Here is a 21665-nt window from a genome sequence, read left to right on the forward strand (position 1 = left end):
CTCTCCTTTTATTGGTTTCTGCTTTTATACAGCAAGTAGATGAAATAAGGGGCTCCGATTGCGGCCGTGAACACGCCCGCAGGCACTTCAACAGGAGAAAACAGCGTTCTCCCGATCAGATCGGCCGTAAGAACCAGCAGTCCGCCAATCAGCGAAGCGACCGGCAAGAGGGCTCCGAATGAAGAGCCGACAAGCCTTCTTGCGATATGTGGAGCCATCAGGCCGACAAAGCCGACGGTTCCGGAAAAAGCGACAGCGATTCCGGCAAAGCCGGTGCTCAGCAAAAGAAGCAAAAAGCGATTCTGCTGAACGGCGCTGCCTGCGCCTGTCGCCAATTCTTCCCCGAGCGTCTGAATGTTGATGCTTCTGGCAGCTGCAGCGCATATCACTAAAAGGATGAGCGCAGACGGCAATAAAATATGCACATCCTGCCAGTTCGATCCATATACTGATCCGGTAATCCATACATTCGCCTGTGACATTCTGTATATCGGCCCTTTAATCATAAACAGAGTCGTTAAAGACTGGGCCAGCATTGAAAAGCCGATGCCGATTAAAATGAGCCGAAATGTAGAGGCGCCGTTTTTATAAGACAGAACATATACGAGCATCCCGGCCAATGCCGCACCGATAAATGCGGCGACAGGAAGCCAGCCGAGGCTGACCGTAAGCGCGTTGCTGCTGTTTGAGAACAGCATTAAAAACAAGACGACGGCAACCGATGCCCCGCCTGTAACACCGATTACGTCCGGAGACGCCAGCGGGTTGCGAATCAGCCCTTGAAGAATGGATCCGGCCGCCGCCAGACAGATTCCCGCAAACAACGCAACCAAAATTCTCGGCATTCTAAATGACATGATGATCAGTTCATCCGCCGGATCTCCGGCTCCAAAAAAGGTCCTCAACACGGTCCCCGGGGAAATAAACCGTTCGCCGATCCCCGCGCTGAGCACGACGGCCAATGCCGTGGCAAGCAATAAGATGATAAAGGAAAGCAGCGCTTTTTTGCCGATTAAAAATGAGACGCCGCTTTTCCCGATCCGCAGTGTGCGATAATTCTTCAATGTTGGAACCCCCTTCTCGCAATGTATACAAAAATGGGTATTCCAATGATGGCTGTCATGACGCCGACCGGAACCTCTTCAGGCATAATCAGGTACCTTGCGCCGATATCGGCGGCCACGAGCAGGATCGCACCGAGTACGGCGCAGTATGGCAGAACCCAGCGATGATCATGACCGACGATGAATTTCGCAAAATGCGGGATGACGATGCCGATGAAGCCGATCGGCCCGGCAACCGCTACCGAACCGCCGGCAAGCAAAATAATTGAGAGAGCCATCAGCGCTTTGACAAGCCATGTCTTCTGGCCAAGGCTTTTGGCCACTTCCTCCCCCATTGTCAGCACATTGATTTTGGAGCCCAGCAGAAAGCTGATGATGAATGCCGGCACAATATAAGGCAGGACAGATAGCAGCAGACTGAGGTCGCGCCCCTGTACAGAGCCTGCCAGCCAAAAGAGCGCCTGCTCAAGAGCCGCTTCATTAACTGAGAGCATCCCTTGTGTCAAAGATGAAAACAACGCCGACATCGCAGCTCCGGCAAGCGTCAGCTTTACAGGGGTCAAGCCTTCCCTTCCAAGTGAGCCGATAAAATAAACGGCTGAAGCAGCAAACGCCGCTCCGGCAAACGAAATCCACGCAACCGCCTGAAGTGATCCGATATGAAAGAAAAACAGAGCGCAGACGACGAAAAAACCGGCCCCAGCATTCACCCCGAAAATGCCGGGTGAGGCGAGAGGATTTTTCGTCATCGCCTGCATTAAAGCGCCGGCGACTCCGAGTGAAGCGCCAACAACGGCGGCGATCAAAGCGCGCGGCAAACGCACGTTTCTCAGCACGAGGTGCTCGTTTGAACCGTTAAAATCAGTGAACGCTTTGTAGGCCATTGACCAGGACGTATTTGTGTAGCCATAGACGACGCTGGCGCAAATGGCGGCTATTAAAATCAAAATGAAAGCCAGTAGTGCGATTGTTCTATATTTATTCGTTGTGAAGAGCATACATATTTTCTCCTACTTTAACTGCACATCTACTGGCTATTGTATCAGATAACACTGATCTTGAAAATCATTTTCAATTAACAATTGACAAAATTCTTTGTCAAAATTAAGATCATGATGAAAGACTTTCATTCTGAGGAGGACACACATGAAAAGATGGTCATTAATCGGACTCATCGCATTGTTAGCGGTTTCCGCACTTGCGGCCTGCAGCGGCGGTAAAGATGATTCCGCAAGCGGCGGAGAAAGCAAGAATACGATAACCGTTAAGCATGCAATGGGCACTGAGAATAAAGTACCAGCTGATCCCAAAAGGGTGGTCGTGCTGACAAATGAAGGGACAGAAGCGCTTTTGGAGCTGGGGATTAAACCGGTGGGCGCAGTCAAATCATGGACGGGCGATCCGTGGTACAGCCACATCAAAGATGAGATGAAAGGCGTAAAAGAAGTCGGACTTGAAGGCGAGCCGAATATTGAAGCAATTGCCGAACTGAAGCCCGATCTGATCATCGGGAACAAAATGAGGCATGAAAAAATTTATGACAAGCTTGAACAAATCGCTCCAACGGTCTTCTCCGAAACGCTCCGCGGCGAATGGAAAGACAACTTCTCGCTTTATGCAAAAGCGGTCAACAAAGAGGCTAAAGGAAAAGAAGTGTTAAAGAATTTTGATAACCGGGTCAGCGAATTAAGCAAAAAGCTTGGCGATCAGAAAAAGAAACGGGTTTCAGTCATCCGATTCATGGCCGGCCAGTCAAGGATCTATTATGAAGATTCATTCCCGGGCATTATTTTGAAACAGCTCGGATTCGATTTCCCTGAAAAGCAGAAAAAGCTGTTTGAAAAACAAAAAGACAAATTTGTATTTATGACGGAAAGCAAAGAATCGATTCCGGAAATGGACGGGGATGTTCTGTTTTATTTCACATATCAACCTGCCGAAAGCAAAAAGGATGCGTTGACATGGAAAAATGACTGGACAAGCGATCCGCTTTGGAAAAAGCTGAATGCCGTAAAATCCGGAAATGCGCATGAAGTCGATGATGCCATCTGGACAACGGCCGGCGGTGTTAAAGCGGCATACCTGTTCCTTGATGACATTGAAAAATATTTTCTGAAATCGTAGTAATTCATCAGGCAAACCCGATGTTGTTTTAAATGCGTGAGTGTATACACCAAGCTTTGTAAAGTGAAAGGAGCATTTCCGAAACGGAAATGCTCCTTTATGATGTTCCGGTATATATTTTTGATGTTCCATCAGCCCATTTGACCTTCAGCTGAAACCGGTCATATCCGTCATCAAGGTTAAAAGCCTCCAGCACGTTGCGAATGACCGCCGATTCTTTGTCAGATTTGGTGACGGAGAGTTCGCTCAGCACCATTTTCATTTCATTTAAAGCTTCCTCCCCTTCACGATCCGCATCATTTAATTTGTCTTTGATTTCAGCTTCTTCGCGCTCCTGTTTATGATACTCCGCTTCAAACGTATTATGCTTTCCGTCCCCGTAATTTACTTTCAGGGCAAACAAATCATACGGGACGCTTTTTACATCTGAGACGGGCGCGTCCTCCGCAGCGGTCTTTTGGCCTTTGACATGCTCCCCAGGCGCCGCCTGACAGCCGTTCATCCATATGACGAGCACAGCAATGCAGGCCATCCGAAATAAGTTCATACAGTTTCATCTCCTATATGCACATTATTCTTAGCTATGTCCACGTTTGCTGCAGCTCATTCAAATAAAGAGAACGGCTGGGGATTCAAGTCATCTTCAAAAACGCTTCCACATCCCGGAGGGCGGGCTGTATGGCTTCCTCCCAGAAATCCCGTTTCGTCAAATCGGCGCCGAGATGCTTCATCGCCAGATCTTCAACAGACATGCAAGCCGTATCTTTTAACAGGGCGATATACTTTTCTTCAAAGTCCCGCCCCTCCTTCAGAGCTCTGGCGTAAATGCCGAGTGAAAACAGATAGCCGAACGTATACGGAAAATTATAAAACGGGATCGACGTAATATAAAAATGCAGTTTTGAAGCCCAGAAATACGGATGATACTCGCCGAGCGCCCCGCAAAACGCCTCTCTTTGAGCCTCTTCCATGAGCTCGTTCAGCCTGGTTACGGAAACAACGCCGTTTTTGCGCTCCTCATAAAAGCGGGTTTCAAATAAAAATCTTGCGTGTATATTCATGAAAAAGGCGACGCTCCGCTGAACTTTATCTTCAAGAAGAACAAGCTTTTCTTCCTCAGAACCAGCCTGTTTTAACGCGGCATCTGCAGCGATCATTTCCGCAAATGTCGAGGCGGTTTCGGCGACATTCATCGCATACCCCCTGTTCAGCGGCCTGACGCCCATGATGACGTCCTGATGAAAAGCATGGCCAAGCTCGTGAGCGAGGGTTGAAACGTTTGAGGCGCTTCCGGAATAGGTCATGAATATTCTCGACTGGCCGCTGTCCGGAAAGTTGGCGCAAAATCCGCCGGGCCTTTTGCCGCTCCTGTTCTCGGCCTCAATCCACCTGTCTTTGAACGCTTTTTCAGAAAAGGAAGAAAGCTTTTTGCCAAACGTTTCGAACTGACTGGTGATAAAAGATGCCGCCTCGTCATATGAGTATTCCTTTGCAGACGAACCGATCGGCGCATCGACATCATACCAATCCAAACGCTCCAAGCCGAGAAGGGATGCCTTTCGCGAAAGATAGTCTGCAAACGGTTTTTTATGGTCAATAATGACCTGCCACATCGCATCAAGGGTTTCCAGCTTCATCCGGTTGACGGCTAGCGGCTCTTTCAGCACATCATCCCAGCCCCTTGCTTGATACACGCTTAATCTGAAGCCCGCCAGATGATTGAGCGTGCTGCTGAACAGATCTGCATGCTGCTCCCATGCATGGTCCAGATTTTTTGAGACGGCTCGGCGGATGTTTCGATCAGGTTTGGATGTCAGATTGTTCGCCTGGCCGACCGAGAGGATTTCCGTTTTGCCGTCTTCTTCATAAGGAATTTGGATTTGGCCGATGATGCTGTCATATAAATCTCCCCATGCATGATACCCATCCACGGCAAGTTCTTCAATCAGAGTTTCCTGATTGATTCCGAGCTTTTCTTTTACCCTTGTTCTTCTCTCGTTTAAAATATAGGCAATGTCTGAACATTCCTTGAGAACCGTTTTCCAGTCGGCGTCATCCATATCAGCAAGCTTGTTGTCAAACATGACCAGCACCTTTTGAAATTCAGCCGTCAGCCGGGTCACTTCAAAATTGAGGACGTTCGCTTTTAAGTCTGCCATGTCCTGTGCTTGCAAACAGCCGACATAAGCCTGAGACTGCCTGATTTTCACATCGATTTTCTCAAAAAGCCCGATCGCGTCTTTTAATTTGCCGATGTCCGGTTTTCCTCCATCAAGGGCATCTGCCTTCTCCTGAAAAGAAGAAAGCAAGGTTTTAATTTCCTCTGCATAATCCCGAAAATCTGAGGAATCGCTTCCTCCTTTAAAAAACACGTCGAGATCCCATGTATCCTTCAGATGCTGTAAACTCATGGACAGTCCCCCTTTTTCGTCATGATTCCATTATAAGATAATTTTGCCTTTTGAGGTTAAAAAAAGACGGCTTCATGTTCAACCGCCTTTTCTTTGGCATCATTTCTACAGCTGCCTCAGCCGTTTCACCGCATAGCTGGCCGTCAATAATCCAATCAAGCCCAGTAAAAAGAAATAAAGCCCGCTTTTATGGTGCTGCTCCCCCTGTGCGGCCCCAAACCCGGCAGACTGTTCATCAGTTCCGGGCTTGTCAGCGATTTGCAGGGAACGAATCAGCCGTCCGTCCTCTCCTTCAATCGTCAACGCCCCGTCGCTTCCAAGATCCTCTGTCAGAATTTCACCTTTCTTTTTCGTGACAAATAAAGTCTCCTTCAGCTTATGCTGGACACCATCATGATCTGTAAATGGTCTGCCTTTTTCGTATGCAACCGTTTCAAAACCATTGAACCCTTCATCCAGAAGCTTTTTTGTATCCCTATACATCATGTTTTGATCATCGGCCTTCATCACCACGGCGATCAAATCAAGCTGACCGCGTGTTGCCGTTGTCACAAGCGTATGCTTCGATTCATTGACAAAGCCTGTTTTACCGCCTGTAATCCCTTTATAAGGAATCTCCCCCGTCAGCATCCGGTGATGGTTTTTCAGCGTCGTATCCCATGTCTGCCCGTGCCAGGCGGCTTTTTTTTCTGAAAAAAGCGACCGAAACGTCTTATTCTTCACGGCATATGCCGTGATTTTCGCCATGTCGGCGGCTGTCGTATAATGGTTTTTGTCAAATAACCCGTGGGGATTCGTGAAATGGGTGTCTGTCGCACCGGCCCGCTTGGCGACAAACGCATTCAAGTCGTCTGCAAATTGTTCAACGCTCCCGCTCAAATGCTCAGCGATCGCTGTTCCGGCGTCATTCCCGGAGTTCATCAGCAGCCCCTGGAGGAGCCGTTTTAGCGGAACGGTTTCGCCTTTCTCCAAATAAACGCTTGTCCCTTCCGTTTCAGCTGCTTTTTTGCTGACTTTTACATCATCTTTCAAATGTCCTTTTTCAATCGCATATATCGCCGTCGCGATTTTCGTTATGCTTGCAGGATACATTTTTTTGCGGCTGTGTTTTTCATAAATGGCCTGACCGGAATTCGCATCGATCAAAATGGCGGAAGCGCTTTTAATGTCAGGCTTGTGTTTTTCCCCGGCTTTGGCCGAACCATGAAAAAACAGCGTCATACATAGTACAATAAACATCAAGAAGGATACTTTGCTATCCATCGTCTCACCTTGCTTTCAGCGCAAATTAACGGCTTTCAACATTATGTCTTTTAGCACTTTTTAAATTTTAGCAATGATTTCTTCCCTCTGACAAGGGTTATTCGTCAATAAGCATTCGAACGGAGGAACCGCTTTGAAAAATAAAATCGCCATCGTAACAGGGGCCAGCAGCGGATTTGGTCTGCTGACCGCTTTAAAACTCGCAAACACCTATTTTGTGATTGCGGCAGTGAGACAACCGGCAAAAGCGGAAGCACTGCAAAAACAGATCGCCGAACACAATGCCGGGTCAGCAATCGAGGTGACAGATCTGGATGTCACCAATGAGCAATCCATCAGATTATTCTCCGAAAAACTGAAGCATTACGGAACGGTCGACCTTCTCGTCAATAATGCGGGAGCTGCTTACGGAGGATTTGCAGAAGAGCTGTCATTGGACGATTACAGAAAACAATTTGAAACAAATGTGTTCGGCCTTATTGCCGTGACCAAAGCCGTCCTTCCCTATATGAAGAAAGACGGCGGCGCCAAAATCATCAATATCAGCAGCATAAGCGGACAGATCGCTTTTCCCGCTTTTTCCCCCCTACGCTTCTTCCAAATATGCGGTCGAAGGCTTTTCAGAAAGCCTCCGCCTTGAACTGAGACCTTTCGGCATTGACGTTGCAGTGGTCGAACCCGGGTCATACCGGACAAAAATCTGGGACACATCTTTTGCAGAACGTGTCACATTACCAAAACCGGATTCGAAATATGCCCGATATTTTGAACGGATATCAGCCTACATCAATAACAGCCGGAGCCAATATGGAAACCCGGAAGATGTCGCCGAATTAATCGGCAGGATGGCGGCGAAAAAACGGCTCAACAAGCTCCGCTATCCGGTCGGGAAAGGAGTTCGCCTCTTGATCTTCTGCCATTCGTGGCTTCCTTGGCGATTGTGGGAGAGAGCCGTCCTCAGAAAACTTTTGAAATCACCTTATTTAAAATAATTATAATTTAGTATTGATTTTAATTTTATATTTGTTATAATATAAGTATCAAATGAAAAACACGAGGAGGAAATCTACATGATCTCTCAACAATTAAAACAGCAAAACCCTGTACTTGAAACCTCAATGAATACGAATTTGTCAAACTGGTTCATCCTCTATACGAAGCTTCATCGCTTTCACTGGTATGTCAAAGGACCTCAGTTCTTTACGCTGCATGAAAAATTTGAAGAGCTTTACAACCATGCCGCCGAAACAGCCGACGTCATCGCCGAACGTTTATTAGCCATCGGCGGACAGCCTCTCGCATCTATGAAAGACTATCTTGACCACGGCACCATCTCAGAATCCGGATCTGAAAAAACGGCGTCTGACATGGTTTCCACGCTTGTCAGCGATTACCGCCAAATCAGACAGGAGATTGAACATGCAATCGAGCTTGCCGAAGAAAAGTCAGACAATGCCACTGCTGACCTTTATATCGGCTTGACAGAGGAAATTGATAAGCAAATTTGGATGCTTTCTTCATTTTTGGACAAGTAATCAACACATAAAAAAACGCCATGGCAGGTCGCTGCCATGGCGTTTTTTTATGATTTGCTTTTCGCAAGCTTTGTTTTCAATGTTGTTGTCTTGCCTTTTCTCAGCACTTCAAACGAGACGGTATCTCCCGCTTTTGCTTCAGTGTAAAGAATCTTCCTGAGCTCAGAAGTTGTTTCAACGTTTTTGCCGTTCATTTTGACGATGACATCTCCGGCTTTCATTCCCGCGTCTTTTGCAGGTGATCCCGGTGAGACTTTATCGATATACACGCCTTTGTTCAGCTGTTCACCAAAGAGCCCCAGCGCATTTTGCTGATACTGCTCAGGAACCTGCTGCATATCGATCATTTGAACGCCCAAGAACGGCCGTTCTACTTTTCCTTTTTGCAAAAGCTCATCGACAATCGGCTGAACGTCATTGCTCGGGATGGCAAACCCAAGCGATTCAACACCGCTTTGGCTGATCTTTAAACTGTTGATCCCGATCACCTGTCCGCTGCTGTTGATCAGAGGTCCCCCGCTGTTTCCCGGATTAATCGCGGCATCTGTCTGGAGAACGTTCATATCCCATTTTCCTTCAGATGTCGATACTTCAATCGTCCGGTTGACGCCGCTGATGATTCCTTCTGTAACCGTTCTTGAAAATTGCAGGCCGAGAGGGTTTCCGATCGCGATTACTTTTTCACCGGCGCGCAGTTTTGAAGAATCTCCAAAACCCGCAACCTTTTCTACACCTTTGCTTTTGATCTGCAAAACGGCCAGGTCGGTTAAAGCGTCGCTGCCGACGATCTTAGCATCCGCCGTTTTCCCATTGTACAAGGAAATGGTCACCTTTGTCGCCCCTTCAACGACATGGTTGTTTGTAATAATATAGGCTTTGTCACCGTCTTTTTTAAAGATGACGCCCGACCCTGTTCCGCTTTCTTCGACATCATCCTCAGAGAAGCCGAAGCTGGTTTGAATATTGGAAACCCCGACAATCGTCGGCTCCAAATCTTCAACCATATCCGCGACATTATCGGCGTCTGTCACAGGTTTTGTTGTAAAATTCTGCGACTGCTTCGTTTCTGCCTGACTGCCTGTGACGGCTTCGTCATGTTTATCGACAGGCAGATACGGAGAGATTCCCAGAACGAGGCCGCCTCCGATGATGCCTCCCAAAATCGGGCTCAGCCAGGAAGCCTTGCGCCGCTTTTCTTTTGCAGCTCTGGTTTCTCTTCCGTTTTCCAGTGCTGCCGCTGTTTCTTTATGAGAAAAATCTGACTGTTCTTCAGTATCTTGTTTCATAATCAGCTCGGGCTTCTTTACCTGCTGTTCCGGTTCCTCATTCTCAGAACCTGCCATTTCCGGTAGTTTCGCCTCTTCTTGCAATGGCTGTTCATTTTCATTTTTGTGTGCGTCATCGCGTCTAAAATCCATGTGCGTACACTTCCTTTGTTTTTCTTGTCTTCAACTATCGAAAATGGCAGAAAGCTTTAACACGCGCAAAAAAGAGACACCCGGCCGTATATTTTCATAATGTTCCTTTCTTCCCTTATCCGCATCCTACGCCAACATTGTGGGATAAAAATGAAAAGATTATGTGAAATTATGAAAATTGACCAGACTTATGTTAAAACTAGTATAATGACGTAGAAAGGATGTGGCTCCCTTGTCATACACCATTTATCTAGTTGAAGATGAAGAGAATTTAAATGAACTGCTGACCAAATATTTAGAAAGTGAAGGCTGGCACGTCACTTCTTTTCTCAATGGTGAAAGCGCCAGACAGCACATCGGCCAGTCACCCCATTTATGGATTCTCGATATAATGTTACCAGATATCGACGGCTATGCGCTAATAAAAGAAATAAAAAATGAAGATCCCGATGTCCCTGTCATCTTCATTTCGGCGCGCGATGCGGATATCGACAGGGTGCTCGGACTCGAGCTCGGCAGCAGCGATTATATATCAAAGCCTTTTCTTCCGCGGGAACTGATCATCCGCGTTCAAAAGCTGCTCAAGCTGATTTATAAAGACGAACCATCAGAAAAGAATAAAGGAACGTCCGTTTCTTCATATGAAGTATTTGAAGAACTGCGGGAAGTCTATGAAAACGGCAGCAAAATTAATCTGACGTCAAAAGAATTCGACCTGCTTCTCCTGTTCATGAACAATCAGGGACGGGCGTTCTCAAGGGAAGATATTCTCAATCAAGTCTGGGGAGACGATTATTTCGGAACCGACCGCGTCGTCGACGACCTTGTCAGAAGGCTGCGCAAAAAAATGCCGGAGCTTAAAGTGGAAACCATTTACGGCTTTGGCTACAGGATGTTGAAATCATGAAAAATAAATCGCTCGCCTTTCAAATCTGGACGGTCATTTGCGGCATTTTATTAACCGTCTCTATTTTGCTGATGTTTTTATTTTCTACTACATTAAGAAACTTTTTTACGGATGAAATTTATACAAACATCGAGAATGAGCAGCATGTCCTGACAGAATACGGATTTTCCGATTCGCCAGAAAGAGGCTTTGAAGGAAACAGCTCACGGAGCCGCAACCGCTATGTACAGCATATCCTGCTCCCGGAGAAAGGAACCGTCTATCAAAGTCCGCAGATTCTGCCGGACTCCTTTATCGATAAAGTGCAAAAGCTGGCGAAAAAACAGGTGGCAACGTCAAAAAGATATTCGGAGAACCTTAACGGCGAACATATCTTTTTTGTTTTAAAGAAAATCCGCGCCCAGGATCAGACGTTTCTTTTATTGTCCTATGCGCTTGACTCTTATCGGGACGACTTGTCGCAAACGCTGTTCAAACAGCTGCTGTTCATACTGATCGTCGTGATTGTGCTCAGCTGGATTCCGTCAATATGGCTGGCAAAATATTTGTCAAGGCCGCTTGTAACGCTTGAAAAGCATGTCAAGCGAATTTCCAAGCAGGATTGGGATGACCCGGTCATCGTCGACAGGGAGGATGAAATCGGAAAGCTCGGACATACCATTGAGGATATGCGGCAGAAACTGATTCAAAAGGATGAGACAGAGCGAACGCTCCTGCAAAACATCTCGCATGACCTGAAAACGCCTGTTATGGTGATCCGCGGCTATACACAATCCATTAAAGACGGCATTTATCCTAAAGGGGACTTGGAAAACACGATTCAAGTCATTGAAGGTGAAGCTGAAAAGCTGGAAAAGAAAATTAAAGACTTGCTTTATCTTACAAAACTTGATTATTTATTAAAGCAGGAAAGACAATACGGAAGTTTTGATATTCAAGAGGTCATTCAAGAAGTGGTTGAACGGTTAAGATGGTCTAAGAAAGATCTGGACTGGAAGATTGATCTTGAAGAGGATGCCATGATGACTGGCGATCAGGAACAGTGGAGCAAGCTTTTGGAAAACGTCCTTGAAAACCAGATCCGCTATGCGGAAACATTCATCGAGATCACCATGAAATCGACGAAACATCAAATTGTCATCACCATAAGAAATGACGGGCCTCACATTGAAGAAGAGATGCTTACGAGCCTCTACGAGCCTTTTAATAAAGGGAAGAAAGGCGAATTCGGAATTGGACTCAGCATCGTGAAGCGAATTTTGACGCTCCATCAAGCAGATATGACCATTCGGAATGATCAAACAGGTGTTTGTTACTCAATAACCGTTCCAAGAAATTAGACTGTAGACGCTGCAGTCTTTTTTCATATAAACGAATAGCCGTTAAAATCGCGATAGCTCGGTTTCACTGTTTTCTTCGGCTTTTTCATCCATTTCTTTTGCGTCAGGACATGTTTTGGATATTTGACCTTGTCCACTTTAATGCCTCGGCTGCGCAGTCGGCTGATCATTTCATCGATTTCTTTCAACAAACTTCACCCTTTCTCAGCATAGTTTTGACCACTCGGTCACCTTACTTTATAATATAAATAATATCAAACAAAAAAACAAGTTACAATCTAGTTAAAATTATGACGGGCCAAAAGAAGTGACCCCCCAGTCAGCAGCTGCGCCCGGAAAACTGCGATGTCAACCTTTCAGGAAGGTGAAGGCCATGAAACAAAAAGAAAAAGTCATCATTGAAACAGCGATTAAACTTTTTGCCAAAAAAGGCTACAATTCAACTTCAGTTCAAGAAATTGCGAAAGAATGCCAAATCTCAAAAGGCGCTTTTTATATCTATTTTAAATCGAAAGAAGCGCTTCTCCTTTCAGTGCTTCACTATTACTATGACAAGGTGTTTACCCGAATCCAAAAAATCCGGACGGAAAATGACGACCCGCGGGATGCCTATCACAAACAACTGATCGTTTTTTTTGAAAATATTCTCGAACACAAAGAGTTTCTTAAAATGCAATTCATGGAGCGGCCGCTTCCCGTTAATGAAGAAATTGAAGCGTTCGCCAAAAAAATGCGGTCGACCACACTCCGGCTTCATATTGAAAATATCCAGAACATTTACGGAAAAGAGATCGAACCGTACAGCGCAGAGCTGTGCTTTATGATCAACGGAATGAGTGAAGTTTATCTTGAACTCATGATTTTGCTGCACCATTCGTTCGATCTTCATCTGCTCGCCGATCATATGCTGAACAGTCTCGATGATCTGGCCAGGGGAATGATGAAGCGAAAGGAAAAATTACTGATCTCTCTCGAAAAAGCGGACAAATGGTTTGGCCCTTTTTATACATTCGATCCTTTGAAAGAAGCGCTGATTAATGAGATGCGGATCAAAGCGGATAAACAGTTTGGCGGCGCTCCCCCAACAGACCTGACCGAAAGCCTTGATATTTTGGAGGATGAGCTGAAGAAACGAAAACCAAGAAATGCGGTCATCAAAGGAATGCTGTTTAATCTAAAGGAATATGAAACGCTGCAAAAAGAAGCGGACAGACTCGCCCGGATGGTAAAAAAAGACAACCGGAATTCAGGCTGAGGGTGACCGTCCGGTCTAATGCGGATAAAGAAAAAACGGCCGTATATGCGGCCGTTTTTTTGTTTATGCTTTCGGCTTCACCATGTCTTCAGGTTTGACCACTTCGTCAAACTGTTCTTCTGTTAGAAGATTCAGGCGGAGAGCCGCTTCTTTCAGCGTCAGTCCCTCTTTATGGGCCAGCTTCGCGATTTTTGCGGCATTTTCATAGCCGATATGCGGGTTTAAAGCCGTTACAAGCATCAGTGAGTTTGTCAGGTTCTTTTCAATCGTCTCACGATGAGGCTCAATACCCACTGCGCATTTATCATGGAAAGAGTTCATGCCGTCAGCAAGCAGCTGTACCGATTGAAGGAAATTATAAATAATCACCGGTTTAAACACGTTTAATTCAAAGTTGCCCTGACTTGCGGCAAATCCGATCGTAGCGTCATTCCCCATGATCTGGGAAGCGATCATTGTCAGCGCTTCGCTCTGCGTAGGATTCACCTTGCCCGGCATGATGGAGCTGCCCGGCTCATTTTCAGGGATGGTCAGCTCGCCGATTCCGCAGCGCGGTCCGCTTGCCAGCCATCTGACGTCATTGGCGATTTTCATCAGATCTGCGGCAAGGGCTTTAAGCGCGCCATGAACATGGGTCAGTTCATCATGGCTTGTCAGCGCGTGGAATTTATTAGGCGAGCTTCTGAACGTCTGCCCGGTCAGGCTGCTGATTTCCTCGGCAACTGTGCTGCCGAATTCAGGATGGGCGTTGATCCCTGTTCCGACCGCGGTTCCTCCGATGGCGAGCTCACGGATTTTCTCAGTTGCTTCGAGAATCATTTCTTTGGAGCGGTCAAGCATATATACCCAGCCGCTGATCTCCTGTCCAAGTGTGAGCGGCGTCGCATCCTGAAGATGTGTGCGGCCGATTTTCACGACATCTTGATAGCTTTCAGCCTTTTCATTCAGCGTGTTTCTCAAGCGGTCGATCGCCGGAACGAGCTTGTCGTAAATTGCCAGAACGGCAGCAACGTGCATCGCCGTCGGGAAGGTGTCGTTTGAGCTTTGGCTGCGGTTGACATCGTCATTCGGATGAATGGTCAAGCTTGAGCCTTTTTCCTGCAAGTATGCCGTTCCCCTGTTTGCCACCACTTCATTCATGTTCATATTGCTTTGCGTTCCGCTTCCCGTCTGCCAGACAACCAGCGGAAAATGGCCGTCGTATTTTCCTTTTAAAATATCATCGCATACCGATACGATCGCTTCAGATTTTTCCGCTTCCAGATTTCCGAGCCTTTCATTTGCAATGGCAGCGCTCCTTTTCAAAATTGCAAACGCATACACAATTTCCTTCGGCATTTTTTCAGAACCGATTTTGAAGTTCTCCTTGCTTCTCTGGGTCTGGGCACCCCAAAATTTATCCGCCGGAACCTTGACTTCACCCATCGTATCTTTTTCAATTCTGTAATCCACTATGTATCCCTTCCTTCTCCAGTCTACATTACTTAATTTCGATATAAATTGAAAAAACCCTCTTATTTAAATTTTAGCTTTATTTTAATTTTAGCTCAATATAAACACGCGATTCTTTTTTGTATTTATATTTCGGATTTGTCTTTCCATATTCTTTCGATACATATGTAACCTCGTAATGTTTTGAAAAAGAATGAATGATGCTTTCAATTTCGTCAGGTTTCCCCGTAAGCCTGATTTGCGCCAACTTTCTCACTCCGTCTCTGCTGTATTGGAAATTTCGCCAAACACTACTGTAACACAGTATATTGTTTTTTTTACAGGTAAAGATAACCTATATCCAAATTCAAAAACGACAGGACAGGTGGTCAGCCGTGAATCCCTCAGAATTCAAGGATCATATCCATGAAAATCTTGCATTGCTTCTCCCCCATATCGAGCGTAACGACGACCTCGTTCAAAATAAAAAAATGCTGAAAAACGGCATCATTTTTTATTTTCTCTATTTCAGGGAACTGAATGATGATAAGAAAATACAAAAAGCCGCCAAAACGCTGTGCAGTGACGAACATCCCCTCTCATTGGAAAACGTCAGCCTTGAGCTGAATAAATTGAATGCCGAACCCATGTATAAAGTGGAGTCCGCCATCAACGAGCTTTTCAACGGCAAATGCATTCTCCTGGTCAACGGGATGAATACGGTATTTATACTGCCGACCAATGCAAAAAAGAAAAGAAGCCTCGGAGAAGTAAATACCGAAAATGTCGTAAGAGGTCCGAAAGTCGGCTTTATTGAGGATACGGATACAAATGTGGCGCTGATCAGACAGCGTGTTCCTGATCATGATCTGATCGTTGAAAAACTCCCCATCGGAAAAAGCAAATTTAAAAACGCAACCATTTTATACATTAACGGCAAAGCGGATGAGTCGATTTTAGCGGATCTAAAAAAACGTCTGAAAAAAGTGAAGCTGGATGACATTCAAGACTCCGGAGTCCTTGAAGAATTGATCGAAGACAACCAATTTTCTCCTTTTCCTCAGATTCAAAATACCGAAAGGCCTGATAAAGTGTCATCAGCCCTGTTTAACGGCAGAATTGCCATCTTTGTCGATCATTCGCCTTTTGCCTTGATCGTTCCGGCATCCTTCGGCATGGTCATGCAGTCCCCGGATGATTTTTATGAAAGATGGATCGCCACATCCCTGATCAGGCTCCTGCGTTTCAGCTCGATTTTCATTACGCTGTTTTTGTCGGCTTTCTATATTTCCCTTGTCTCGTTTCATCAAGGCATGCTGCCGACGGCTTTGGCTGTAACCATCTCAAGCACCCGGGAAAATGTTCCGTTCCCGCCGCTTATTGAAGCTCTGATTATGGAAGTGACGATTGAACTTTTGCGGGAAGCGGGATTAAGGCTCCCCAATCCGCTCGGACAGACAATCGGCTTAGTCGGCGGAGTGGTCATCGGGCAGGCTGCGGTCGAAGCCCACATCGTCAGCTCTGTCATGGTGATTATCGTCAGCATTATCGCTCTGGCATCGTTTACAGTTCCGCAATACGGGATGGGGCTGTCATTTCGGGTTTTACGCTTTTTGTCGATGCTGATTGCCGCGGTATTGGGTCTTTACGGGATCATTTTATTCATGCTTGTGATCTTCACCCATCTGGTGAGACAGAGAAGCTTCGGCATCCCATATTTCAACCCGAATAATTTTTTCAGCTTAAAACGTTCGGATGAAGCCATCATTCGCTTACCAACAAAGAACCGTGAGGTGAAACATAAAAATGAGGCAAAAACATCAGCAAGAACAGATTAGCTCATATGCAGCCGCTTCCATTATTACAAGCACGATGCTCGGCGCCGGACTGCTGACGCTCCCGAGAGCGCTGACGAGGAAAACGCTCTCCCCCGACGGATGGATCGCTCTCGTTTTTGAAGGCCTTGTTTTTATTCTCATCATCTATATGAACGCCAAAATCGTCAAAAAACACAACGTCGATTCTTTTTTTGATTACACAAAAGAGGGGTGCGGCGTGCTGATCGGAAATATAGTAAATGTCTTGATCACTCTATATTTCATGGGGGTGGCAAGCTTTGAAGCCCGGGCGATGGCTGAGATGGTGAAATTTTTTCTTCTTCAGTTCACCCCGATGGGCGTCACGATTTTCGCGTTTATCATTTGCGCGATCTATCTGGTCATCGGAGGGATCAATGACATGTCAAGGGTTTTTCCGTTTTTTCTTTCGATCACCATCGTCATTCTTCTCACTGTCTATGGCTTGAGTCTGAAAATGTTCCAATTCAACCATTTGAGACCGGTCCTCGGACTCGGACTCGGTCCGGTCAAAAACGCTTTGACGGTTGTCTCGATATCCTTTTTAGGTGCCGAATTGATGCTGTTTCTGCCAAAATATCTGAAAAATAAAGAAAAATTGTTCAAAGCGGCGGTCATTGGATTCGGCATCCCGGCCATTTTGTATGTACTGACGTTCGTCGTCGTCGTAGGCGCGCTGACCGCATCAGAGGTGATGACGATGATCTGGCCGACGATCTCGCTGTTCCAGTCGTTTGAAATCAGAGGAATTTTCATCGAACGGTTTGAATCATTTTTGCTTGTCATCTGGACGATTCAGTTTTTTACAACATATGTCGCCTACACTTATTTCGCGGCTTCAGGCCTTGAAAAAGTGTTTGGGTGGTCCCTTAAGAAAAACGTCTTATTCATCGGTGCCATTACGTTCCTCGCAGCGCTTTGGCCGAAAGACGTCAATGAGGTTACGATGTACAGCGATTACTTGGGGTATATCTTTATCATCGTGTTTTGTGTTCTTCCCGTTCTGATCTTTTTGCTCGTTTCGGTGAAAAGGAGGTTGAAGGCATCGTGAAAAAAAAAGGGATATTGGCGGTGCTGTCCCTTCTTCTCTTGCTGACAGGCTGCTGGGACAGCAGGCAGATTGAAAAGCTGAGCATTGCCATCGGCCTCGGCATGGATAAAGGAGAAGGCGAAAAAAATGTAAAGCTGACATACCAGATCCTCGTTCCGAAAAAAATCGGCCCAAACGGCAGCAGCAGCGATCCGACCAAATTCGTGTCAACCTCCGGAAATACGGTTCATCAAACGATCCGGTCAACATCGTTAAAAGATTACCCGATTTTTTCCCAGCATCTTCAAGTCATAATTTTTTCGGAAAAAATCGCGTCAGACATTGCCCTTGATGCCTTAATCAATCAATTTATCCGGGACAACAGCATCAGGAGGAGCAGCGAAGTCTACATGACGCCCGGATCGGCCGGCAAGCTGCTGACGATCGCTGATGAAGGGGACCCCGCCTCTGACGTGATCCATAACATCGCTGAAAACAGGGCGTCGACCATCAGACTGCTGGAGCCGGTAACCTTGGGGGATATCTCAATTAAAATGCAGACGGGCTTATCTTTTGTCATGCCTCGGGTTGTAGAGGAAAAGGGGCAGCTCCAGATCGAAGGCGCCTCTGTCATAAAAAACCTCAGACAATATGCAAATCTATCGCCTCTTGATATCGAGGCGCTGAATTTGCTGTCCGGCAGAGTCATCGGCGGAGTAATCGATTCCAAGCACCAGGGACACCTGTTTTCATTTGAAGTGTTTTCGATGAATCACCAAATTGACACGATGAGAAGAAACGGAAAATATAAATTTGACATTCACTCCGAGATTAAAGGAAGGCTGTCCGAAGACTGGTATAGAGGCGAGGATTCATTTAATCAAAAATATATCGATGCTATCGAACAATCGGTTGAAAGAGACATCCGCCAGCGTGTCAGGCGCTTCATCCGCCTTTTGCAAAACGATTTAAAAACGGATGTCACAGACCTTGCGGATTATGCCCGAATCCACTATCCGAAGGAATGGCAGAAGGACAAATACAACTGGGACAAACATTTTTCGGAAGCAGATATCGACTACCATGTAAAAGCGACGATTCAGGACTTTGGCACGAAAGGGGCGACGAAAAAAAGATAGGAGGCGGTTTTTCTGATAAAATGTTTGTGAAAGGGTGATGAGCTTGAAGCGGATATTGCAGATGACAGGCATTTTCCTGATTGCAGCCGCAATCATTCTGTCCGGGTTCATAATCAATGATGTCACGTATGATCCATTTATGGAAGATTCCATGTCGATCCTGTTCTTCACGGTCAGTACGTACCTTTCCACTCCGGTTTTTTGCATGATCGGCGGATGTATTTTGCTCGGCATCAGCAAACTGATCGATTTGCAGGAAAAAAACAATGCGATACTGGCTGAAAAACTCGATTCCATTTTCAAACAAGGCGGCATTGCCGCCCAAAAAGAGGCGGGCCATCCTGCAGAAGGACGGGATCAAGACATTGACAGAGATTCATTTGCGCTTCCAGCAGCTGATGACCGGAAATATTGGAACGGGTGAAAACGGCTTTCTACAGAAAGCTGTTTTTTTATGCCCGCTACTGAACAAGCTTGTTGCGATGGGCATATACCGCGGCCTGTGTGCGGTCATCGACGTCAAGCTTTGACAGGATATTGGTTACATGTGTCTTCACCGTTTTAATGGTGATATATAATTCCTCCGCAATATCCTTATTTGTTTTCCCTTCTGCGACAAGTTTAAGGATCTCCATTTCCCTGGCCGTCAATGATTCATGAAGCGGGACCTCCCCTGACGAATGCCTTAGCTTGGATAATACTTTTCCGGCCACCTTTGCCTCTAGCTTAGGTTCTCCATTGCTGGCCGCCCTGATCGCATCGGCGATTTCACCGGCTTTCGACGTCTTCAGCAAATAGCTGAAGGCTCCCGCTTCGATGACCGGATACACTTTATCATCGTCAATAAAGCTTGTCAGCACGATGATTTTCGGGCCGTCAAGCTTGCGGCAGATTTCTTTTGTCGCCTCAATCCCGTCCATTCCCTCCATCACAAGATCCATCAAAATGACGTCCGGGTTCATTTCAACCGCAAGCTCAACGCCGCGTCTGCCGTCCGAGGCTTCTCCGATCACCTCAATATCCGGCTGGGATTCCAAAAAAGCGGCAAGCCCCATTCTTACCATCTCATGATCATCAATTAACAGTACTCGGATCACCTTGATTCTCTCCTTTTCCTTGATCAAAAATCGGAACTTTTACATCAACCTGCGTCCCTTTGCCCGCAAATGAAATGATTTCCGCCACACCGCCGACCTCGCTTGCCCTTTCCTTAATGGAGTTTAATCCGTACGATGACGTTTTGACGGAGTCCATTTTAAATCCTTCGCCATTGTCAATGACCTTCAGCTGTAGCTGCCGGTTTCTGAGCAGCAGCCTGACGGAAACTTTTGTTGCCTTTGAATGCCTGAACACATTTGACAGCGCTTCTTGTACGATTCTGAACAAATGATCTTCAACACCTTTTGGCAGCTTGCCGATATCTTCGATTTCCCAATCGATATCCATCGACTGCTTTGCTTTGAATTCGTTCAGCAGGTCTGCCAGCCCTTCTTTCAATCCTTTGCCTTCAAGCGTGACAGGACGCAGGTGCAAAAGCAGAGCCCTCATCTCATTTTGGGCATCGCCCGCCATTTTTTCGACCATCTTCAGCCTTGACACAAGCTTTTCATCAGCCGAAGCAGGAATTCCTTCCAATACGGCGGAAGTCATCATTGAAATCGCAAAAAGCTGCTGGCTTACGGCATCATGCAGCTCCCGGGCAAGCCGCTGCCGCTCTTCGGACACGACGGATTTTTTCATTTGATCCTGCCATTCGGCTCTTTCATTTGACAGCTTTTGGAGTGAAGCGACCTGCCTTTCGATTCGTTCGGCCATTTCATTCAGCTGATCAGCGGCGAGTCCGATTTCGTCATCGCCAAGCGACGGAATCCGGTATGCGAAATTGCCGTTTTCATATTTTAAAATCGATTCGATCAGCTTTTCGAGCCGCTTCTTCAGCTGGTTTCCGAACACATATCCCGAACCGAACCCGACAGCGGCGCTGATAAAGAAAAGCAGAACGACAAACGGGATGCCGAACCATCTGGAAGCAATGAGCACCCGCGGGTCGAGCTGATAATAAAACAGCATGAACCCCAGGACGGTCATGAAGATGGTAAAACTGACCCCCATAGACAAACGGACGGAGCGCCACTGAATGTTTGCTAGCCTGTTCGTTTTCATATGAACCGCACATCCACATCGCCGATAAACAGGGAAATCGAGACTTTTACCCGTCTTGAAGATTGTTCATAATTCTCTGACTCGGTATAGATTTGGTTGCCGATGCCGCTTTTTCGTTCACCGATGATATCGATGTCGCCTAAAAACGCCGAAGAGCTGATGGAGACATCGAGATCTGACGGAATATAGATGTCGACATCTCCGATCAGCCCGGTAATGACAATCGTATTGTCTCCCTCTGATATGATCGCTTTTGACAAATCGATTTTGACATCGCCGATAAATCCGGAAATGTTCAAATCATTTAAATCAAAAGGTTTTTTCATCAATTTGACATCGCCGAAGAAAAAGCTGCGCTGTCCGGTATTCTTTTTTTGCTGCAGCGGTTCGGCATCCGTTTTTTCTTTCACTTGCGCTTTGTTCTTGTCACGGTCAAAAACAGGCTGGTTTGTGACAAGCCTGTAGCCCGCATAAATTAAAAAGGCGGCAAAAAAGAAGCCGAACAGACTGAATGTAATGCTGAAAATGTCTTTCAAAAGCAGGAATGCCGCAAAAATATACATGACAGAGCCGAGCCAGCGGCGTGAACTTTTATGGAGAATGTATCCGGCAAAAAGAAAAGCGAGCGGCCAGAACAAAGCGCCACCGAGCCCGCTGTTTTGCAAAAATACGCTGAACCCGAACAGAACGATGAACAATCCGATCAGTTGTTTTTTGGTAAGACGCATG

At 46.3% G+C, this 21665-nt stretch carries 21 protein-coding genes and 1 pseudogene; 10 read left to right on the forward strand and 12 right to left on the reverse strand.

Going from position 1 to position 21665, the window contains the following annotated elements:
- Positions 1 to 8 precede the first annotated feature (8 nt).
- Together R5H20_RS19320 and R5H20_RS19325 are read right to left on the reverse strand one after the other, a co-directional pair.
- Entirely contained in the window at positions 9 to 1064 is a 1056-nt protein-coding gene (locus R5H20_RS19320; protein ID WP_006639020.1) for a FecCD family ABC transporter permease, read from the reverse strand.
- On the reverse strand, positions 1061 to 2062 hold the full coding sequence (locus R5H20_RS19325) for a FecCD family ABC transporter permease (protein ID WP_006639021.1): 1002 nt from the start codon (positions 2060 to 2062) through the stop codon (positions 1061 to 1063). Before R5H20_RS19325 ends, R5H20_RS19320 begins: the two co-directional genes overlap by 4 nt.
- A gap of 148 nt (positions 2063 to 2210) precedes the next feature.
- On the opposite strand from R5H20_RS19325, the gene R5H20_RS19330 reads away from it, so the two are divergent.
- The gene (locus R5H20_RS19330; RefSeq protein ID WP_006639022.1) at positions 2211 to 3188 is read left to right on the forward strand and encodes an ABC transporter substrate-binding protein; all 978 of its coding nucleotides are present in this window, start codon (positions 2211 to 2213) and stop codon (positions 3186 to 3188) included.
- Positions 3189 to 3285: 97 nt separating this feature from the next.
- Here R5H20_RS19330 and R5H20_RS19335 read toward each other — a convergent pair whose 3' ends face one another.
- The 3 genes from R5H20_RS19335 to R5H20_RS19345 form a co-directional block, all read right to left on the reverse strand.
- A complete protein-coding gene (locus tag R5H20_RS19335) occupies positions 3286 to 3735 on the reverse strand; it encodes a YusW family protein (RefSeq protein ID WP_006639023.1) in 450 nt (149 codons plus the stop codon).
- An 85-nt stretch (positions 3736 to 3820) separates the two neighbouring features.
- Entirely contained in the window at positions 3821 to 5599 is a 1779-nt protein-coding gene (locus R5H20_RS19340) for a M3 family oligoendopeptidase (protein ID WP_006639024.1), read from the reverse strand.
- A 105-nt stretch (positions 5600 to 5704) separates the two neighbouring features.
- Positions 5705 to 6862 carry a D-alanyl-D-alanine carboxypeptidase family protein gene (locus R5H20_RS19345; protein WP_088273043.1) on the reverse strand — a complete coding sequence of 386 codons (1158 nt, stop codon included), beginning with the start codon at positions 6860 to 6862 and terminating at the stop codon, positions 5705 to 5707.
- Between the two features lie 133 nt (positions 6863 to 6995).
- On the opposite strand from R5H20_RS19345, the pseudogene R5H20_RS19350 reads away from it, so the two are divergent.
- A pseudogene (locus tag R5H20_RS19350) lies at positions 6996 to 7854 on the forward strand (oxidoreductase).
- A 78-nt stretch (positions 7855 to 7932) separates the two neighbouring features.
- On the forward strand, positions 7933 to 8397 hold the full coding sequence (locus tag R5H20_RS19355) for a Dps family protein (RefSeq protein ID WP_006639026.1): 465 nt from the start codon (positions 7933 to 7935) through the stop codon (positions 8395 to 8397).
- A 47-nt stretch (positions 8398 to 8444) separates the two neighbouring features.
- Here R5H20_RS19355 and R5H20_RS19360 read toward each other — a convergent pair whose 3' ends face one another.
- The gene (locus tag R5H20_RS19360; RefSeq protein WP_006639027.1) at positions 8445 to 9815 is read right to left on the reverse strand and encodes a S1C family serine protease; all 1371 of its coding nucleotides are present in this window, start codon (positions 9813 to 9815) and stop codon (positions 8445 to 8447) included.
- 232 nt (positions 9816 to 10047) lie between these two features.
- Here R5H20_RS19360 and R5H20_RS19365 point away from each other — a divergent pair, with 232 nt between their 5' ends.
- On the forward strand, positions 10048 to 10722 hold the full coding sequence (locus R5H20_RS19365) for a response regulator transcription factor (protein WP_006639028.1): 675 nt from the start codon (positions 10048 to 10050) through the stop codon (positions 10720 to 10722).
- A complete protein-coding gene (locus R5H20_RS19370) occupies positions 10719 to 12062 on the forward strand; it encodes a two-component system sensor histidine kinase CssS (protein WP_006639029.1) in 1344 nt (447 codons plus the stop codon). Before R5H20_RS19365 ends, R5H20_RS19370 begins: the two co-directional genes overlap by 4 nt.
- Positions 12063 to 12085: 23 nt before the next feature.
- Here the strand turns inward: R5H20_RS19370 and spxO are convergent, their stop codons facing one another.
- Entirely contained in the window at positions 12086 to 12250 is a 165-nt protein-coding gene (gene spxO, locus R5H20_RS19375; protein ID WP_006639030.1) for an anti-adapter protein SpxO, read from the reverse strand.
- Positions 12251 to 12435: 185 nt separating this feature from the next.
- Here spxO and R5H20_RS19380 point away from each other — a divergent pair, with 185 nt between their 5' ends.
- On the forward strand, positions 12436 to 13317 hold the full coding sequence (locus R5H20_RS19380; RefSeq protein WP_006639031.1) for a TetR/AcrR family transcriptional regulator: 882 nt from the start codon (positions 12436 to 12438) through the stop codon (positions 13315 to 13317).
- A gap of 63 nt (positions 13318 to 13380) precedes the next feature.
- On the opposite strand, the gene fumC is transcribed toward R5H20_RS19380, so the two are convergent.
- Together fumC and R5H20_RS19390 are read right to left on the reverse strand one after the other, a co-directional pair.
- Positions 13381 to 14769: a class II fumarate hydratase gene (fumC, locus tag R5H20_RS19385; RefSeq protein WP_006639032.1), complete on the reverse strand. Its 1389-nt coding sequence runs from the start codon at positions 14767 to 14769 to the stop codon at positions 13381 to 13383.
- Between the two features lie 79 nt (positions 14770 to 14848).
- Positions 14849 to 15016, reverse strand: coding sequence for a YvzF family protein (locus tag R5H20_RS19390; protein ID WP_006639033.1), 168 nt, complete (start codon positions 15014 to 15016; stop codon positions 14849 to 14851).
- A 127-nt stretch (positions 15017 to 15143) separates the two neighbouring features.
- Here R5H20_RS19390 and R5H20_RS19395 point away from each other — a divergent pair, with 127 nt between their 5' ends.
- The 4 genes from R5H20_RS19395 to R5H20_RS19410 are packed head-to-tail and all read left to right on the forward strand — an operon-like array spanning position 15144 to position 19197.
- Positions 15144 to 16586, forward strand: a complete 1443-nt coding sequence (locus R5H20_RS19395) for a spore germination protein (RefSeq protein WP_155011477.1) — start codon at positions 15144 to 15146, stop codon at positions 16584 to 16586.
- Positions 16555 to 17655 (forward strand): endospore germination permease, encoded by a 1101-nt coding sequence (locus tag R5H20_RS19400; RefSeq protein WP_006639035.1) that lies wholly within the window; start codon positions 16555 to 16557, stop codon positions 17653 to 17655. The genes R5H20_RS19395 and R5H20_RS19400 overlap by 32 nt, the downstream gene beginning before the upstream one ends.
- Positions 17652 to 18773, forward strand: coding sequence for a Ger(x)C family spore germination protein (locus tag R5H20_RS19405; protein ID WP_006639036.1), 1122 nt, complete (start codon positions 17652 to 17654; stop codon positions 18771 to 18773). Before R5H20_RS19400 ends, R5H20_RS19405 begins: the two co-directional genes overlap by 4 nt.
- Positions 18774 to 18810: 37 nt before the next feature.
- On the forward strand, positions 18811 to 19197 hold the full coding sequence (locus R5H20_RS19410; RefSeq protein WP_224254436.1) for a hypothetical protein: 387 nt from the start codon (positions 18811 to 18813) through the stop codon (positions 19195 to 19197).
- Between the two features lie 37 nt (positions 19198 to 19234).
- Here the strand turns inward: R5H20_RS19410 and R5H20_RS19415 are convergent, their stop codons facing one another.
- From R5H20_RS19415 to liaF, 3 genes are read right to left on the reverse strand one after another with little or no spacing between them, the layout of a single operon-like run.
- Positions 19235 to 19870, reverse strand: coding sequence for a two-component system response regulator LiaR (locus tag R5H20_RS19415; RefSeq protein WP_006639038.1), 636 nt, complete (start codon positions 19868 to 19870; stop codon positions 19235 to 19237).
- Positions 19848 to 20936 carry a two-component system sensor histidine kinase LiaS gene (gene liaS, locus R5H20_RS19420; protein ID WP_006639039.1) on the reverse strand — a complete coding sequence of 363 codons (1089 nt, stop codon included), beginning with the start codon at positions 20934 to 20936 and terminating at the stop codon, positions 19848 to 19850. Before liaS ends, R5H20_RS19415 begins: the two co-directional genes overlap by 23 nt.
- On the reverse strand, positions 20933 to 21664 hold the full coding sequence (gene liaF / locus R5H20_RS19425) for a cell wall-active antibiotics response protein LiaF (RefSeq protein ID WP_006639040.1): 732 nt from the start codon (positions 21662 to 21664) through the stop codon (positions 20933 to 20935). Before liaF ends, liaS begins: the two co-directional genes overlap by 4 nt.
- Between the last annotated feature and the right edge of the window lies 1 nt (position 21665).

It is taken from the genome of Bacillus sp. KICET-3, from assembly GCF_033261025.1.
GTDB lineage: Bacteria > Bacillota > Bacilli > Bacillales > Bacillaceae > Bacillus > Bacillus sonorensis.